Here is a 16,711-nt window from a genome sequence, read left to right on the forward strand (position 1 = left end):
TTAGCCCAGTATCAGGAAAGGTCGGCAGGCGCTGGCGTTTCCAGCCACGCCAGCAGCTGGCGCAGCACGCCCGCGGCGCGCGCAAATTCAAAGTCGTCGATGGCGCTGGCCAGCGCCTGCAGGCGCGGCTGCTGGCCGTGCGGCGCCAGCATGGCGGCGATCTGCGCCATCAGGGCGTCGTCCAGTTGCCCGCCTTCCAGGCTGGCGATGGCTTGCCGCAGCAAGGCGCCCGCGGCGGATGCATCGAGAAGCGCGCCGGTGGCCGGCGCCTGCATGGCCACGGCCGGCAGCCCCGCCTCTTCCAGCTCGCCGGCGAGCGCCATGAAGGCGGCCGCCAGCTGCACCAGCAATTGCGTCACCGGCAGCTGGCGCGCGATGGCTTGCTCGATGCGTCCCAGCAGGCTTTCGACCTGCACCAGGCACAGGTTGCCCGCCGCGCCCTTGATACGGTGCAGCAGATGACCGGCCACGCTGACGCCGCCGCGCTCCAGTTCCGCCGCCAGCATGGCGGCGCAATCGCCATTGGCCTGCACGAAGCGGCCAATCGCGCGCTGCAAGGCTTCGCGTCCGCCCCACAGGGCGATGCCGCGCTGCCAGTCGACCTGGCCGGCCGCCGCACGCGCCGCCGCGCCAGCCGCTGGCGGCGGCATGGCCACGGCGATATCGAGCAGGCGGGCGATTTCCGCCGTCAGCTTGTGCATTTCCAGCGGCTTCGAAGCGAAGCCGTTCATGCCGGCCGTCTGCGCGGCGCGCCGGTCCTGTTCCAGCACGCTGGCCGTCAGGGCGATGATGGGCGTCGCCTTGAGGCCCTGTTCGCGCTCGAACACGCGGATCAGGCGCGCCGCTTCCAGGCCATCCATGCGCGGCATCTGCACGTCCATCAGGACGATGTCGAAACTGCCCTTGCTGAACTCGCGCACGGCGCTCTCGCCATCGCTGGCGGCGATCACCTGGTGGCCGGCCGCGCCCAGGCTGATCAAGAGCAGCTCCACGTTCTGCGGCACGTCGTCGGCCGCCAGGATGCGCAGCGGCGGCAGGGCCACCACCGGTTGCTCGCTGCGGCGCGCCACGGCCTTGCCCGGCGCCAGCGGCAGCAGTACGTGGAACACGCTGCCCACGCCCAGGGTGCTTTCCACCGTGATGGTGCCTTTCATCAGCTCGACCAGCTGCAGCGAAATCGTCGTGCCCAAGCCCGTGCCGCCAAAGCGCCGGCTCATCGAGGAATCGGCTTGCGTAAACGGGGCAAAGATTTTATCCAGGCGGTCGGCAGGAATGCCGATGCCCGTGTCATGCACGGCGATATGCACCTGCTCGCCCTGCATGCCGACGGCCACGCGCACATGGCCCACTTCCGTGAACTTGACAGCGTTACCGATCAAGTTCGTCAGCACCTGCTGCACCCGGCGCGCGTCGCCCAGGAAGAACTGGCCCATGCCGGGATTGACGTCGACATGCAGCACCAGGTCGCGCGCCTGCGCCGTGACGCGCAGCGACGCGGCCACGTGATCGACCAGGTCGGGCAGCGAAAAGTCCACCAGTTCCAGTTCGGTCGCGCCCTTTTCCAGCTTGGCCATATCGAGGATGTCGTTCAGCAGTTCCAGCAGCGAGCGGGCCGACTGGCGCACCGTGCCCAGATGGCGGCGCTGCAGGCTGTCCAGGGCCGTCCCCAGCAGCACTTCCGTGAAGCCGATGATGGCGTTCATCGGCGTGCGGATTTCATGGCTCATATTGGCCAGGAAGCTGGTCTTCGATTCGGCGGCCAGTTCGGCGCGGTCTTTTGCCGCACGCAGGTTTTCCTGCATGGCGCGCCGTTCGCTCACGTCGGTGGCCAGCTTGACCACCTTGAACGGCTTGCCGTCCGTGTTGAAGATCGGGTTGTACGAGGCCTGTATCCACACTTCGCCGCCATCCTTGCCGATGCGCTTGTACTCGCCCGTGTTGAATTCACCTTGCGCCAGGTGCTGCCAGAACGCGATGTAATCGGGCGAGGTCACATAGCCCGGTTCGCAGAAGATGCTGTGGTGCAGGCCCAGCACGTCGTCGAGCCGGTAGCCGACCAGGTCGAGGAAGTTCTCGTTGGCCGCCAGGATGCGCCCCTGCAGGTCAAACTCGGCGACGGCCGTCGCGCGCGAGATGGCAGTCACCTTGCCTTCGTATTCGGCGTTGCGCAATTCGCTTTCCGTGATATCGAGGATGACGCCGTCGATCCAGCGCACCACGCCGTCGTTATCGAGCACGGGGCCGCTGCTTTCGCGCACCCAGCGCTCGCGCCCGTCGCGGTGCATCATGCGGTAGACGTTTTCGAAATCGCGCTTTTCGCCGGCCGCCTGCACGCAGGTGTCGTTGACGCGCTGGCGGTCGTCCGGGTGCACGAGGTCGAACAGGCGCACGCGTCCCTCGATGAAGTCCTGCGGCATCCAGCCCGTCAGGTTGAAAACGGCGTCGCTGATGAAGATCATCTTCCATTCGGGCGCGAAGCTGCAGTGGAAGGACACGCCGGGGATATTGCGGATCAGGGTGCGGTACTGGCGCTCGCTGTCTTTCAGCGCCTGCTCCATGCTGCGCGACGAGCGCATGTCCGTGACGAACGCCACGAACAGAGGCTGGCCCGGCGTGTCGATCTTGCCGATCGCCACGCGCATGGGCAGCACCGTGCCATCCTTGTGGCAGCCATCGAGTTCGCGTCCGCTGTCGAGGATGCGCGAGGCGCCCGTTTCCAGGTAGTCGCGCAGATAGCCCTGGTACTCGGCCGCGTCGGCCGGCTGCAGCAGCACGCTGGCGTCGCGCCCCACGATGTCCGCTTCGCGCCAGCCGAACAGGCTTTCCGCGGCCGGATTGAAGGAACGCACCTTGCCCTGGCCATCGATGGTGATCAAGCCGTCGGCCGCCGTATCGACGATGGCGCGCAGGCGCGATTCGCTGGCGCTGGCGTGGCGCAGCAACTGGCGGTAGCGCAGCAAGCCATTCGCGGCGGCCACGAAGACGGTCAGGGTGACGGTGATCAGGGCCACAGCCAGCGCCACGAACGACGCTTGCACCGTGATCGTGTTGTCGCCCGCCGTGGGCGTGCCGGAAAAGCGCGCCGCCAGCATGCCCGTGTAATGCATGCCGGAAATGGCCAACCCCATGACGACGCTGCTGACCAGCAAGGACGCCAGGGGACTGAGGCGCAAACGCATGGCGCTCAGGCCGAAGCGTATCCACAGCGCGAGCATGGCCATGACGACCGCCACCACCAGCGACAGGGCGAACAGCCACGGCTGGTAATGCAGGGTCAGCGAAGTCTGCATGGCGGCCATGCCGCTGTAATGCATGGAACCGATGCCCACGCCGACGAGCACGCCGCCCACCACCAGCTGGCGCCAGTTGATGCTCGGACGCGCCAGCATGTGCAGCGCCACCCACGAAGCGGCCACGCCGGGCAGCATGGACAGCAAGGTCAGGCTGGGGTCGAAGGACACGCGCGTGCAAATGTCGAAAGCCAGCATGCCGATGAAGTGCATCGACCAGATGCCGCCGCCCAGCGCGATGGCGCCCGTGATGATGGCCGTCTGGCGCTGGAAGCCGCGCTCGCTGCTGCGCGCCATGCCGGCGATCTGCAGGGCCATGAACGAGGCAAAGATGGCGATGCCGATGGAAAACAGCACCAGCCACGCATTGTGCGTGCCATAGATGTACTGCATGGTATCGGTCGATACGGCAAAGATGGAACTCAGCATACTGTCGTGAACTCAATAGAGTGAAACGTGACGTCGCAAAACATGACGGCGCACCGCGCGCGCCGGCGCCACGCTTTTTACTAAAGCGGCAACACAGCGGAAAAGACAACGGTAGCAGTCGACCAGGGCAAGGCTCGGTCATCACGCCCGCGCCTGCCGCGCGGGGGAAAGGTGCTTTTTACAGAGGGAAAAAGCGGAATGCGTACGAACTCTGGCGCGGATGGCTGGCCGCCAGCGTGACGATGATTTTTAAAGAGCCATGAGTATAGTTGCTTTGCGAACATATTCATAGGACTTCAGCAATATTATGACAAGAAAGGCAATATTCTGAGGTCGCCATGCGACAGCGCTCGTCTGTTCAGGCTGGCGGCCACTGCGCGCGTATGGCGGCAGATGCCTGATAAGTGGGACCGGCCCGCACGGCCACAGGGATACCGGCCAGCGTACAGCGGTCGCTTAGCTCGTCGGTGATCTGCCGCAAGGACCAGCGCTGCGGCACGGGCAGATCCATGCCCACCACGCGGATCAGCGGACAGTCGCCGAGGGTCGTGTGCAGCAGCAGCTCCACGCGCGCCATCGGCGGCCCGCCGCGATAGACATTCACCGCGCCCGCGTAGGTCACTACCTCGAGCGCGCGGATCTGCCGCGGCGCCAGTTGCAGCACCTTGTCATGGCCAGGCAGGCGCCGCGCCACCCGGCGCAGCAACAGGCCGGCGTCGTTGATTTCGACATGAAAAGACAGAGCGGGGCCAGTCAGCACGAACAGAGCGACGATCCATGCGGCCAGCGCCGGCAGGAGCAGCAGCACTGCCTCGCCCGCGTACGCCGCATCGCGCCAGACGGCTTGTCCGACAAAGGCGAGGATCAGGGCGCAGCCGCCCAGCAGCACGCTGCGCCACAGCACGGGACGCAGATTGGCCAGCATCGCCGCTTGCGCGCTGGCATCGTCGGCGGCCGCAAAGCGTATCCATTCCGCGCGCGCCGGCTTGAATCGCCTGGCGGGAATGCCGCTCAAGTATGCTGCGCCAGCATGCCGCGGAACCACGCCAGTTGCTCGCGCGTCAGGTAATTGGCGCCGTCGCCATGCAGGATGACGATTTCGATCTCCGCAGGAATCGAGGCGACCAATTGCGCACCCGTGACGGGAATCTTCGGAAAGGCGATGCCGGCCAGGAAGGCCAGGTCTTCCGCCACCGTGACGCACTGGCGCTCGGGATTGGGCGACGGCACGAGGAACAGGTCGATCTGCTCGCTTTGCCCGCCGATCACGACGTGCAGTTGCGCGGCCAGCAGTTCAGGCAGGATCAGCTCGATGTTATTCTCGGCGCGCGATTGCTGGAAGGCGCTTTTCAGGGGCGTAAGGACAGGAGTAGCGGTCATGGCAAAGGAGAAAGATAAAGACGGCGGCAGTGTAGCAGAGGCGCCCGCACAGGCGCGCTCTGCTGGCGCAGCCGCTACATCTTGTAGTTCAGCGAAACAAGCACGCTGCGCGGCGCGCCGTAGCGCTCCAGCCCGCCCGACCAGGAATAGCCGAGCGCCTGATAGTAGCGGCGGTCGAGCACGTTATCGATATTCACGCGCAGCTGCAGCTGCTCGTTGATGCGATAGCCGGCCGTCAGCCCGACGGTGGCGTAGCCGCCCTGCCGCGTCAGATAAGCCGTATCGCGGCGGTATATCTTGTCCTGCGCGTACACGGAGGCACCCACATTCCATGGCGCCAGGCTGCCGCTCAGCTGCACGTTCGTGTACAGCTTGAACAATTGCTTCGGTTCATCGGTGGCGATGCGCTGGCCGATGTTGGCGGCCACGCTGTCCTTTGTGTACTTGGCCAGCACATAGGTGTAGCCTCCCGAAATCTGCCAGCCCGGCAATGGTGAGCCCGACAATTGCAAGTCGACGCCTTCGCTCTGCACTTGACCGGCCGCGCGGGCGCAATAGATGGGGCCGCCCGTGGGGCAATTGACTTCATCGGTCATGGCGCGGTTGTTTTGCCGGATGCGGAACAAGGCGCCGCTGGCGTTAAGCCTGCCGCCAAAATATTCTCCCTTGACGCCCACTTCCAGGTTGGTGCCGCTCAACGGCGGCAAGGTACTGCCTTTGACATCGAGCACGCTTTGCGGCTCGAATATCTGCGTGCCGCTCGCATACATGGAGTGGTGCTGGTCCAGGTCGTAGACGAGGCCAGCGTACGGCGTAAATTTCGCGTTCTCCGTCAGGCTGCGGCGCCACGCCGGATTGGTGGCATACCAGCCCGTGACATCCTGCGCATACCAGCCGAAGCGCCCGCCCAGCACCAGGCGCAGCGGATCGGCCAGGCTGAAGTTGCCGGCCGCGTACAGGCCCTTCTCGTCCGTCTTGCGGCCCCAGTTGTACGGCTCAAATGGCGCGCCGTTCATGCGATAGGCGCGCGGATTCCAGTGGCGGATATCGATCACGCGCGTTTGCGCGCCTTCCCAGCTCTGGGCCGCGTCCGAATCGTCATGGCGGTAGCTGGCGCCGACGATCACGTCATGCTGGCGGCCGAACCAGGTGACGGGGCCGCTCAAGCGCCAGTCCGCCACCACTTGTTGCGTGCCGTACTTCCAGCCCGTTTCCGACTGTTCCAGCAGATACGTTTCACCAGCGACGCGGCTGTTGGTGGTATTGCGCGTGTCCGACGAGGCGTCGATATGCGTGATGGCAAAGCGGCTGCGCCAGCCCTTCTCCAGCTTTGTTTCCAGGTCGGCGAAGACGACGTTGTTGTCGCGTTTCTGGAAGGAATCAGCATTGTTCAGGAAAGTCGAGCGGGGCAAGTCCATGTGACGGCCGTCAAGCAAGGTCGGCAAGCCGACGAACACGCCGCCGGTGCGGCTGTGCTGGCGCGAAAAACCGATGCCGGCCGTGGTCGATGGCGTCAGGTCCGCCTCGACGATCGCATACACGGTGCTGTTTTTGTTGTTGACCACGTCCACAAAACTATCGCTGTCGCGCAGGCTGGCCGCCACGCGCCCGCGCACCTTGCCCGAGTCGTTCAGCGCATTGCTGGCGTCCACCGTCAATTGCCGGTCCTTCCAGCTTCCCAGGTGAATGGAGGCGTCCAGCAAGGGCGTGGCCGTGGGACGCTTGCGCACCATGTTGATGCTGCCAGACGGCGCGCCCGCCCCTTCCATCAGGCCGGTGGCGCCGCGCACCACTTCCACGCGGTCGTACATCAGCATGTCGGCCGAGACGTTGCGCTCATTGAAATCCGTGACGTCGAGCGGCAAGCCATCGACATTCACGTGGCTCAAGGCGAAGCCGCGCGCGAAATACCTGGTTTCCTGGTCGGACACGCCCTGCGTCTTGCCATAGATGCCGGGCGTGGCGCGCGCCACATCCTGCAGGGTGGTCAGATCAAAATCTTCCATTTGCTGACGCGAAATGACGCTCACCGTTTGCGGCGTGTGGCGCTGCGACAAGTTCAAGCCCGTGGCCGTCGACATATTCCTCGACGTGTATAGCCCCGTGCCTTCCGTGGCGCGGTCGGCTTCGGCGCTGACGACCACGGCCGGCATGCTGGCCAGGCCGCCATCGGCCGTGCTGGCATTGATCTTGCGCAGCAGGTAATTGCCATTGCCACCGTCCGTCACTTCGAGGCCGCTGCCTTGCAGCAGTTTTTGCAGGCCGGCCGTGACACCATGGCGCCCCTGCAAGCCCGGCGTCGCCAGGCCGTCGAGCGCCACGCCCTGGGTGGACAGATTGATCCCGGCGGCGATGGCAAACGCGGGCAACGCGTCGCGCAGGCTGCCGGCGGGGATATGATAGTCGCGTGCGGTGACGGCCGGGGCGGACTCGGCGGCCAGCGCCATTTGCGGCAAGCCGGCGCCGGCGGCGCCCACGGCGAGGAACAGGACCAGCGCGGCGCGCACGGCGCCGGTGGTGGGATGGAGCGTCATGCGTGCCGTTGTCAAATTGCGCTGCTGCAAAGCCATGTAAAGCCCTTTCGATGGTTCGGATTGTTCGTTCTCTATCTTGTATGACGAAGCAATCCGCAAAAAGGGACAAGGAAAATGTAAATAGTGGCGCATATTTGCTAGACGGAACACCGTAGGTCGGCTTAGCGGGGCGCAGCCACGCGTAAGCCGACAAAGCCAGCCGGTGTTGCCTGTCGGCTTACGCCCTGCGGGCTAAGCCGACCTACACAAGCACGCCAAACCGCCCATATCCGCACAAACCGTAGGTCGGCTTAGCGGGGCGCAGCCGCGCGTAAGCCGACCAGCTCAAGCCGCCTCGACACTGATCCAGTAGCGCGTGCGGCGCGCCAGCCGGATTGGCAGAGAGCGCTGCAGTAACAGCAGGATGTTGTCCGGATCGTTCAGCTGGAAAATGCCGTCCACGGGCATGGCGGCCAGCGCGGGATCGCAGCGCAGCACGCCATAGCGGTAGCGCGCCACCTGCTCCAGCACCTCGCCCAGCGGCATGCGCTCGGCGATCAGTACGCCCCGCAGCCAGGCATCCGCATGCGGTGACAACGGCGTCAGGGCCGAAACGGCCACGTCGTCGAAACTGCCCTGCCGGCCTGCATCGACCCTGTGCAATGCCTCGGGCGCCTGCGATGGCGCGATCTCGACGGCCCCCTCGCTGACGCTGACCTCGGTGCGCGGCGCCAGCACGCTACCACGCTGGCGCACGCTGAAATGCGTGCCCAGCGCGCGCACGGCGCCATTGCTGCTGCGCACGAGAAACGGACGCGCCGGCACGGCCCCGTCCTGCGCCGTGGCGACATGGATTTCACCGGCATGCAGCATCACCAGCCGCTCCTCCGCTCCGTAGTGCACGTCGATGGCCGTGTCCGTATTGAGCACCAGCTGCGTGCCGTCGGGTAATGTCATGTGGCGGATTTCGCCCCTGGCCGTGCGGATGTCGGCGCGCCACGCTTGCCAGGGCGCCGACTGGCTGGCCAGCCACAGGGCCGGCCCGGCCGCGATCAGCCCCGCCAGGCCATAGAGCACGGCGCGCCGCTGCGGCGACGGCACCGCCGCGTCCGCCGCCTGGCGCAGGGCGGGCGGCACGCTGGCCAGGGTGCTGCACACCAGTTCGGCCCGCTGCCAGGCCGCTTCATGCGCGGGATCGCTGGCGCGCCAGGCATGGAACGCTTGCTGCTCGTCGTGAGTCAAGGCGCCCCCGTGCAGGCGCACCAGCCATTGCGCCGCCGCGCGTGCGGCGCGGGGATCGATGGCGCTCACAGGATCAGCAGGATGCAGCGCTCGAACGCCTGCACCATGTAGCGCTTGATGCTGCGCTCGCTCACGGCCAGGCGCCGGGCGATTTCCCCGTAGCCGAGGCCGTCAACGTGGGCCAACAGGAAGGCGCTGCGTACCGGCGGCGGCAAGCCGTCGAGCATGGCATCGATGCGCTGCAGGGCTTCGCGCACGAGCAGCCGTTCTTCCGGCGACTGCATCAGCAATTCAGGCTGCTGCGCCAGCGTTTCCAGCCAGGCCTGCTCCAGCGACAGGCGCCGGTAATGATCGATCAGCAGGCGCTGCGCCACGGTCGTCAGATAGGCGCGCGGTTCGCGCAAGGCTTGCCGGTTCTCCGGCGGCGCCGTCAGCAGGCGCACGAAGGTATCGTGTGCCAGGTCGGCCGCATGGTCGGCGCACTGCAGCTTGGCGCGCAGCCAGCGCATCAGCCAGCCATGGTGGTGGCTGTAAATGCCGGCTATCGACTCGCTGGACTGCGCAATGTTCACTGGGACTCCGATGCGCGCAAGGCAATGCGCGGCTAATTGATAATAATTCTCATTATCACAAATCATGGCCTCCGGCGTCAATGCCAATGCCTGCCTATCCCTGGAAACTGTTGTTTCAGCGTGGCGGTAATCTTCTAGCGGTCGGTATACAAGCTCTTCATCACCATGCCGCCGCGCATTTTCTTCGCTCCCGGCGCCAGCCCGGCCGGACAAGCGCCCTGGAACACGGCCGCCAGTTCCGTGCGCTGCACTTCGCTCTTGCCATTGACTTGCACGGTGGTGTCGGCGCTCAGGGTATATGCCCTGGCCAGGTCGCCCTTGAAGGTGACGGCCAGCCTGGCGTCCGGACAGCTGGATTGAAAATGGTAACTATCGCCCTGGCGGCTGTGCGACTCGATCTGGCATTCCTGTTCAAAATCAGACCACAGGTCATCGTCGATCAGGCGGTCGCGCGCGTGGTCGACGCAGATTTCCCAGGAAAATGGGGAGGTCGCGGGCGTCACCTTCCACAGTCCGGTGGCACGTTGCAAGCGCTGCGCCGGCTCGGCCGCCGAAGCGAACGTGGCCGTGGCCGTGGACAGGGCAAGGATGGTCATCAGAAACAGGGGCGCGCTGCGCTGCATGGGCATTCCTTTAGCTAAAAGTTTAAATATAGCAAAGAGGAACGCGGGCAGGCCACACGCTTAGCGGCGTATCTCGGGCCTTGCGGCCAGCACGAAGGGAATAACAAACGGCCCCAGGAAAGTCACCAATACGGCACGGATGGCCGTTATTCGCAAGGCGCGGCGTTTGGCGATGAAGAGGCAAGCGAAGGCCGACAGCGACCAGATCAAGGCAGGCAAATACTCGGTCATCATGAACTCCGGATGCGCCCTGGAAGGCAGGAAAGCCATGCTGACACGGAAATGGGGCGACCGCAATGGCAGATTGGGCATCTGCCATTGCGGCGGGTGGCCAAGCGCCTGTTTTTCAGCCATTCTTAAGGCTGCAGGCGACTGGCGGCGGGCGAGACGGTCAGTGCTGGCCGATCTTCATGATTTTCAGCGCGTTCGTGCCGCCGACCTTGCCCATCGGCTCGCCCCAGGTCAGCACGACGGTGTCGCCCTTGGCCACGACTTTATGCTCGACCAGCAAATCTTCCGCCTGCTGCAAGACCTTGTCGCGGTCCGTGCCGGACGTCAGTTCCAGGGTGCTGACGTTGCGGTACAGGGCCAGCTTGCGGCGCGTGCCCACGCTCGGCGTCAAGGCGACGATGGGGATGTCGATGTTGCAGCGGCTCATCCACAGTGCCGTGGAGCCCGATTCCGTCAGGGTGGCAATCGCTTTGACGCGCAAATGGTGGGCCGTAAACAGGGCGCCATACGCGATCGACTGGTCGATGCGCGAGAACGTGGCGTTGAGGAAATCGGCGTCCAGCTTGCAAGTATCCCATTTCTCCGCGTCCAGGCAGATGGCGGCCATCGCTTCCACCGTTTCGATCGGATAGCGGCCAGACGCCGTTTCCGCCGACGTCATGACGGCGTCCGTACCGTCGAGCACGGCATTGGCCACGTCGGACACTTCCGCACGGGTCGGCACGGCGTTGACGATCATCGATTCCATCATCTGCGTGGCCGTAATGGCCAGCTTGTTCGACGCGCGCGCCATCTTGATCATGCGTTTTTGCAAGGCCGGCACAGCCGCATTGCCCACTTCCACGGCCAGGTCGCCACGAGCCACCATGATGCCGTCGGACGCGTCGAGAATTTCTTGCAGCGCAGGAATGGCTTCCGCGCGCTCGATCTTGGCGATCATCATCGGCTTGTGGTCCCACGCTTCGCCGGCGATATTGGCCAGCTGGCGCGCCATGACCATATCGGTGGCATTTTTCGGAAACGAGACGGCCACGTAATCGGCCTGGAAGCTCATCGCCGTTTTCACGTCTTCCATATCCTTGGCCGTCAGCGCTGGCGCCGACAAGCCGCCGCCCTGGCGGTTGATGCCCTTGTTGTTCGACAATTCGCCGCCGATCTTGACGGTGGTGTGGATTTCGCTGCCGACGACTTTATCGACCGTCAGCACGATCAGGCCGTCGTTGAGCAGCAATACGTCGGCGGCGCGCAAGTCGCGCGGCAATTCCTTGTAGTCGAGGCCGCAGCGCTCGAGATTGCCCAGTTCACCGTTTTCGCCCCATTTCGCGTCGAGGATGAACTTGGCGCCGTTTTCCAGGAAAATCTTGCCTTCTTCAAACTTGCCGACGCGAATCTTCGGGCCTTGCAAGTCGGCCATGATGGCCACTTCGCGGCCGCACAGGGCTGCCGCTTCGCGCACCATGCGGGCGCGGTCGATATGGTCTTGTGCCTTGCCATGCGAAAAGTTCAGGCGCACGACGTCGACGCCGGCCTTGAACATGCGGACCAGGGTGTCGATATCGTTCGAAGCGGGGCCGATGGTGGAAACGATCTTGGTGGCGCGTTGCTGTACTTGCATGGTCATGGTTGCTGCTTTCTAAAATAAGTTGCTACAAGGGCCAGCCTTGTGGGCCGGCCGTCCTGGTGCGCTGGATCAGCGGTACTACGTTCTTACCTGGCCGCCATCAGGGCGACCGTGGTGTCCAACATGCGGTTCGAGAAGCCCCATTCGTTGTCGTACCACGACGACACTTTCACGAGGCGGCCCGAAACCTTGGTTAGGGTCGAATCGAAGTTCGACGAAGCGGGGTTGTGGTTGAAATCGATGGATACGAGCGGTTCCGTCTGGTACGTCAGGATGCCCTGCAGGGCGCCTTCCGACGCCGTTTTCAGCAAGGCGTTGACTTCCTCGACGCTGGTGTCGCGCTTGGCGATGAAGGACAGGTCGACCAGCGAGACGTTAATCGTCGGCACGCGGATGGCAAAGCCGTCCAGCTTGCCATTCAGTTCCGGCAAGACGAGGCCCACAGCGGCCGCCGCACCCGTCTTGGTGGGAATCATCGAATGCGTGGCCGAGCGGGCGCGGCGCAAGTCTTCATGCATCACGTCGGACAAGACCTGGTCATTCGTGTAGGCGTGCACGGTGGTCATCAGGCCCGATTCGATGCCGATGGCGTCGTTGAGGGGTTTGACTAATGGCGCCAGGCAATTCGTCGTGCACGACGCGTTGGAAATGACCGTATCCGATGCCTTCAAGACATGCTGGTTGACGCCGAACACGATGGTGGCGTCCACGTCCTTGCCGCCCGGTGCCGAAATGATGACTTTTTTCGCCCCGCCCTTCAAATGGGCCGACGCTTTTTCCTTGGTCGTGAAGAAACCCGTGCATTCGAGCACCACGTCGACACCAAGTTCGCCCCACGGTATCAGGGCCGGGTCGCGCTGCGCGAACACGCGGATGCGGTCGCCATTGACGAGCATGTTTTCGCCATCGATAGTGACGACGCCGGGAAACTTGCCGTGCACCGTGTCGTAGCGCGTCAGATGGGCATTCGACTTGGCGTCGCCCAGGTCGTTGATGGCGACGATCTCGATATCCTGCTGCTTGCCGCCTTCATAAAACGCGCGCAAGACATTGCGGCCGATGCGGCCATAGCCATTGATGGCAACTTTGATGGTCATGCTGTCTCCTTGTTGTTTTCTGCTGAGTTCGTAAAGCCAACCCAAGTGCAAGTACCGGGGTCGTACCCTGAGGGTACGACCCCAGCCTTAGCTGTTGGGCTTGATTTTCATTAACCGCTGTTCCGCAACCCCGCCGCAATCCCATTGATCGACAAATGTATCCCCGTGCGCGCTGCTGCATCCTGCTTGCCCTCGCGGAAGCGTTTCAACAGCTCCACCTGCACGTGGTTGAGCGGGTCGATATACGGGAAACGGTTGCGTATGGACCGCTGCATCAGCGGATTAGCTTGCTGCAACTCTTCCTGGCCCGTGATCAGTTTCAAGGCGTCGAGGGTGGCCGCATATTCGGCACGGATGCGCGTGAAGATGGCCTCGCGCAATACTTTATCCTTGACGAGTTCCGCATACTTGCCGGCAATGGCGATGTCGCTCTTGGCCAGCACCATATCCATGTTCGACAGCAAGGACGTGAAGAATGGCCAGTCCGTGTACATGCCGCGCAGTACGTCCGCGCCATCGGCGGGATGGGCGGCCAGGTAGGCTTGCACGGCGGAACCGAAACCGAACCAGCCCGGCAGCATCAAGCGGCATTGCGCCCAGCTCAAGACCCAGGGAATGGCGCGCAAATCCTCGATGGACGTGGATTTCTTGCGCGAGGCGGGACGGCTGCCGATGTTCAGGGCGGCAATTTCCGCGATCACCGTCGATTCCCAGAAATACTGTTCAAAGCCATCCGTGCCGTAGACGAGGTCGCGGTAGGCGTTCAGAGCCGTGCCGGACAGCTCTTCCATCGCGGCCAAATGGCCCGCGCCGGCCGACGCCTTCGGCTGCAGCTGGGCCTGCGGCAACAGGGTCGACTGGATGGTGGCAGCCACCAGCACTTCCAGGTTGCGGCGCCCTACTTCCGGGTTTGCATACTTGGCCGTAATGACTTCACCCTGCTCCGTCAGGCGGATCTGTCCCTGCACGGCGCCCGCCGGCTGGGCCAGGATGGCTTCGTAGCTGGGTCCGCCGCCGCGGCCCACGGAACCACCGCGGCCGTGGAACAAGCGCAGCTTGATCTGGTATTGCTTGAAGACCGTCACCAGCTCGATCTCGGCCTTGTAGAGCTCCCAGCCGGACGTGAGGAAGCCGCCGTCCTTGTTGCTGTCCGAATAGCCGAGCATGACTTCCTGCTGGTCCGCGCGCGATTCGAGCAAGCCACGGTAGAACGGCAAGCCGAAGGCGCGCGCCATGATGGCGGGGCCGGCGCGCAAGTCGTCGATGGTTTCAAACAGGGGAATGATGTTGACATCCACTTCGCGGCTGTCCTGGCGCAGCAAGCCCACTTCTTTCAGCAGCAAAGCCACTTCCAGCAAGTCCGAGACACTGGCTGCCTTCGAGATGATGCAGTTCGGCACAGATTCCTTGCCGTATTTGACGTGCGCTTCGCGCACGGCGCGGAAGATGTCGAGTTCGGACGTCGTTTCTTCCGAGTATTGCGCATACGGCGACGTCAGCAGGCGTGGCGACTCCAGCTCGGCCAGCAGCAAGCTGATGCGCTGTTCTTCGTCGAGGTCGAGGTAGACGAGGCCCGGCTGGGCGCCGGCGAACAGTTCGCCCACGATGCGCTCATGCACGTCGGAATTCTGGCGCAAGTCCAGCGGCGCCAGCGAGAAACCGAAAACCTTGACGGCGCGGCGCAGCTGGCGCAGCCGGCCACGGGCCAGCGCGCGCAAGCCATTGCTGACGAGCGAATGCTGGACCACGTCCAGGTCGGCCAGCAGTTCGGCAGCGGCCGCGTAGGGCTGTACGCCGTCGGCTTGCTTGCCTTTACCGCACAAGACGACGCGCGTGCCTTCCAGGCGCGCATGGATGCCATGCAAGGCGCGGCGGTACGGCTCGTCCACGCGGTGCGGCGACGCATCGGCCGAGCGTTCCGCCAGCGCGCGCAGCGGTTCGCTGCAGGCGTTCAGTATTTGCGCCAGCGACAGTTGCGAAGCGAGCTTGCGCAATTCGCCCAGGTAAAAATCGAGCACCTTGTCGGCCTGCGTTTGCAGGGTGCTGCGCAGGATGTCGGCCGTGACGAAGGGGTTGCCGTCGCGGTCGCCGCCGATCCAGCTGCCGACCTTCATGAAATTGGGTAATTCCGCATCTTCCCAGCGGGCATCGCGCTGGGCCAGCATGGTTTCCAGCGAGGAATACAATTTCGGCAATTCGCGCAAAATCGTGTGGTCGTAGAACGACAGGCCATTGGCCACTTCATCCATGACGGACAGCTTGCTGGTGCGCAGCAGACGCGTCTGCCACAGGGTGACGATGCCGCGTCCCAGCGCTTCTTCGTTTTGCTCGGCTTCTTCCGGCGTCATTTGCACACGGTCGCGCTCGCTCAACAGGCGCGCGATGGCCATCTGGCAATTCTGGATGCTCTTGCGCTGCACTTCCGTCGGGTGCGCCGTGAAGACAGGGCTGACGAACGCATCTTCAAAGAAGGTTTCCAGCGCATCGGCCTTGCCCGCGTCAAACACATTGCCGACGGCATGGCTGAGGCTACCCTGGCGCGGCGGCGAACCGGCGATCAAATGGGCGCGCGTGCGGCGGATGTGATGTTGATCTTCCGCAATATTGGCCAGCAGCGAGAAATAGCTGAAAGCGCGCGTCAATTGCGTGGTTTCTTCCTGCGACAGCGCTTGCAGCGCGTCCGACAGCTGCGCGCGCGCCGCTTCATCATTGTCGCGGCGGAAACGGATGGCCAGCTGGCGCACATGTTCGATGCGCTCGAAGGCGGGGTCGCCCAGGTGGTTACGGATGGCGTCGCCCAGCAGACGGCCCAGCTGGCGGATATCGCTGCTCAGCAGCTCGTCTTTCACTTCATTCATTTGCATGGTATGTATTTCCTGGGGCGGCCACGGCGGCACCGCACAGATTGCGTAGTTCGCGCTTCCCGGCCCGGGAAACGCCCATCGTCGAATTTGTAGTAAATTTACCTTATTGCTTCACCATCCTCTTGATTTCCATCAAAAAAAATCCTACTCAAAGGGCCGACAAGGGCTTACGAGCTGTTTGCCATGGCAACAATATGAAAATTTACTACGCATTTAAGCGAAAGGCAATCAACTTTTGTCTTTCGAGGCTGAAAAGTGACGGCGCAACACACGCGGCCGGCACTCTCCTGTATGCTGCGGTTGAAACAAGGATGTAATCCACATCTTATGAACGATACCCCATGCGACTGACTGCCTATACCGACTACACCCTGCGCACCCTGATGTACCTGGGCGTGCACCGCGACCGCCTCGTGACCATCCAGGACATCGCCGACCTGCACTCCATCTCGAAGAATCATTTGATGAAGGTGGTGCACCAGCTGGGCCTGTCAGGCATCGTGGAAACGGTGCGCGGCAGAAATGGCGGCCTGCGCCTGGCGCGCGACCCGGCCGAGATCAATATCGGCACCGTTGTGCGCGAGACGGAAAGCGATTTTTTCATGGCGGAATGTTTTAACAAGGAAAGCAATACCTGCCCACTCACACCAGATTGCCTGCTGAAGGCCAAGCTGGGCCAGGCCACGGCCGCCTTTCTGGCCGTGCTCGACACGGTGACCCTGGCATCGATACTCGAAGCGACGCCAGGCGCGCCCGCGCTGGCGGCCGGCGTCATCCCCCTGCGCGTGGCAAAGTAAGCGCGCAAAAACAACAATGCCCGGCGAACCGGGCATTGTCTCTTTCAGCAAC

At 63.6% G+C, this 16,711-nt stretch carries 12 protein-coding genes; 1 reads left to right on the forward strand and 11 read right to left on the reverse strand.

Translation table 11 applies throughout. The annotated features are described in order from the left end of the window. Positions 1 to 11: 11 nt before the first annotated feature. The 11 genes from P9875_RS17235 to ppc all read right to left on the reverse strand — a co-directional run bounded on the left by P9875_RS17235 (position 12) and on the right by ppc (position 15,862). Positions 12 to 3,719: a PAS domain S-box protein gene (locus P9875_RS17235; protein WP_278316048.1), complete on the reverse strand. Its 3,708-nt coding sequence runs from the start codon at positions 3,717 to 3,719 to the stop codon at positions 12 to 14. A gap of 358 nt (positions 3,720 to 4,077) precedes the next feature. Then, entirely contained in the window at positions 4,078 to 4,734 is a 657-nt protein-coding gene (locus tag P9875_RS17240) for a hypothetical protein (protein WP_278316049.1), read from the reverse strand. Next, on the reverse strand, positions 4,731 to 5,099 hold the full coding sequence (locus P9875_RS17245; RefSeq protein ID WP_219309628.1) for a hypothetical protein: 369 nt from the start codon (positions 5,097 to 5,099) through the stop codon (positions 4,731 to 4,733). The genes P9875_RS17240 and P9875_RS17245 overlap by 4 nt, the downstream gene beginning before the upstream one ends. A gap of 74 nt (positions 5,100 to 5,173) precedes the next feature. Next, positions 5,174 to 7,633: a TonB-dependent siderophore receptor gene (locus tag P9875_RS17250; RefSeq protein ID WP_278316050.1), complete on the reverse strand. Its 2,460-nt coding sequence runs from the start codon at positions 7,631 to 7,633 to the stop codon at positions 5,174 to 5,176. 324 nt (positions 7,634 to 7,957) lie between these two features. Then, positions 7,958 to 8,923 (reverse strand): FecR domain-containing protein, encoded by a 966-nt coding sequence (locus P9875_RS17255; protein ID WP_278316051.1) that lies wholly within the window; start codon positions 8,921 to 8,923, stop codon positions 7,958 to 7,960. After that, positions 8,920 to 9,426, reverse strand: a complete 507-nt coding sequence (locus P9875_RS17260; protein ID WP_278316052.1) for a sigma-70 family RNA polymerase sigma factor — start codon at positions 9,424 to 9,426, stop codon at positions 8,920 to 8,922. The genes P9875_RS17255 and P9875_RS17260 overlap by 4 nt, the downstream gene beginning before the upstream one ends. Positions 9,427 to 9,560: 134 nt before the next feature. Further along, positions 9,561 to 10,049: a DUF3617 domain-containing protein gene (locus P9875_RS17265; RefSeq protein ID WP_278316053.1), complete on the reverse strand. Its 489-nt coding sequence runs from the start codon at positions 10,047 to 10,049 to the stop codon at positions 9,561 to 9,563. Positions 10,050 to 10,109: 60 nt separating this feature from the next. Continuing rightward, on the reverse strand, positions 10,110 to 10,403 hold the full coding sequence (locus tag P9875_RS17270) for a hypothetical protein (RefSeq protein ID WP_278316054.1): 294 nt from the start codon (positions 10,401 to 10,403) through the stop codon (positions 10,110 to 10,112). 37 nt (positions 10,404 to 10,440) lie between these two features. Continuing rightward, positions 10,441 to 11,901 carry a pyruvate kinase gene (pyk, locus tag P9875_RS17275; RefSeq protein ID WP_081922461.1) on the reverse strand — a complete coding sequence of 487 codons (1,461 nt, stop codon included), beginning with the start codon at positions 11,899 to 11,901 and terminating at the stop codon, positions 10,441 to 10,443. An 86-nt stretch (positions 11,902 to 11,987) separates the two neighbouring features. Next, complete coding sequence (gene gap / locus P9875_RS17280) at positions 11,988 to 12,998, reverse strand: type I glyceraldehyde-3-phosphate dehydrogenase (RefSeq protein WP_278316055.1); 1,011 nt, start codon at positions 12,996 to 12,998, stop codon at positions 11,988 to 11,990. A gap of 110 nt (positions 12,999 to 13,108) precedes the next feature. Next, positions 13,109 to 15,862, reverse strand: coding sequence for a phosphoenolpyruvate carboxylase (ppc, locus tag P9875_RS17285; RefSeq protein ID WP_278316056.1), 2,754 nt, complete (start codon positions 15,860 to 15,862; stop codon positions 13,109 to 13,111). 341 nt (positions 15,863 to 16,203) lie between these two features. On the opposite strand from ppc, the gene P9875_RS17290 reads away from it, so the two are divergent. After that, the gene (locus P9875_RS17290; protein WP_035819341.1) at positions 16,204 to 16,659 is read left to right on the forward strand and encodes an RrF2 family transcriptional regulator; all 456 of its coding nucleotides are present in this window, start codon (positions 16,204 to 16,206) and stop codon (positions 16,657 to 16,659) included. Positions 16,660 to 16,711 lie beyond the last annotated feature (52 nt).

It is taken from the genome of Janthinobacterium rivuli (assembly GCF_029690045.1).
In the GTDB taxonomy this organism is placed as follows: domain Bacteria; phylum Pseudomonadota; class Gammaproteobacteria; order Burkholderiales; family Burkholderiaceae_D; genus Janthinobacterium; species Janthinobacterium rivuli.

What these genes read in the sequence shown, in the direction of transcription:
- P9875_RS17290 (WP_035819341.1), top strand. Translation starts at nt 16,204, where the DNA reads ATGCGACTGACTGCCTATACCGACTACACCCTGCGCACCCTGATGTAC.
- ppc (WP_278316056.1), bottom strand. Translation starts at nt 15,862, where the DNA reads ATGCAAATGAATGAAGTGAAAGACGAGCTGCTGAGCAGCGATATCCGC.
- P9875_RS17270 (WP_278316054.1), bottom strand. Translation starts at nt 10,403, where the DNA reads ATGGCTGAAAAACAGGCGCTTGGCCACCCGCCGCAATGGCAGATGCCC.
- gap (WP_278316055.1), bottom strand. Translation starts at nt 12,998, where the DNA reads ATGACCATCAAAGTTGCCATCAATGGCTATGGCCGCATCGGCCGCAAT.
- P9875_RS17235 (WP_278316048.1), bottom strand. Translation starts at nt 3,719, where the DNA reads ATGCTGAGTTCCATCTTTGCCGTATCGACCGATACCATGCAGTACATC.
- P9875_RS17245 (WP_219309628.1), bottom strand. Translation starts at nt 5,099, where the DNA reads ATGACCGCTACTCCTGTCCTTACGCCCCTGAAAAGCGCCTTCCAGCAA.
- P9875_RS17265 (WP_278316053.1), bottom strand. Translation starts at nt 10,049, where the DNA reads ATGCAGCGCAGCGCGCCCCTGTTTCTGATGACCATCCTTGCCCTGTCC.
- pyk (WP_081922461.1), bottom strand. Translation starts at nt 11,901, where the DNA reads ATGACCATGCAAGTACAGCAACGCGCCACCAAGATCGTTTCCACCATC.
- P9875_RS17250 (WP_278316050.1), bottom strand. Translation starts at nt 7,633, where the DNA reads ATGACGCTCCATCCCACCACCGGCGCCGTGCGCGCCGCGCTGGTCCTG.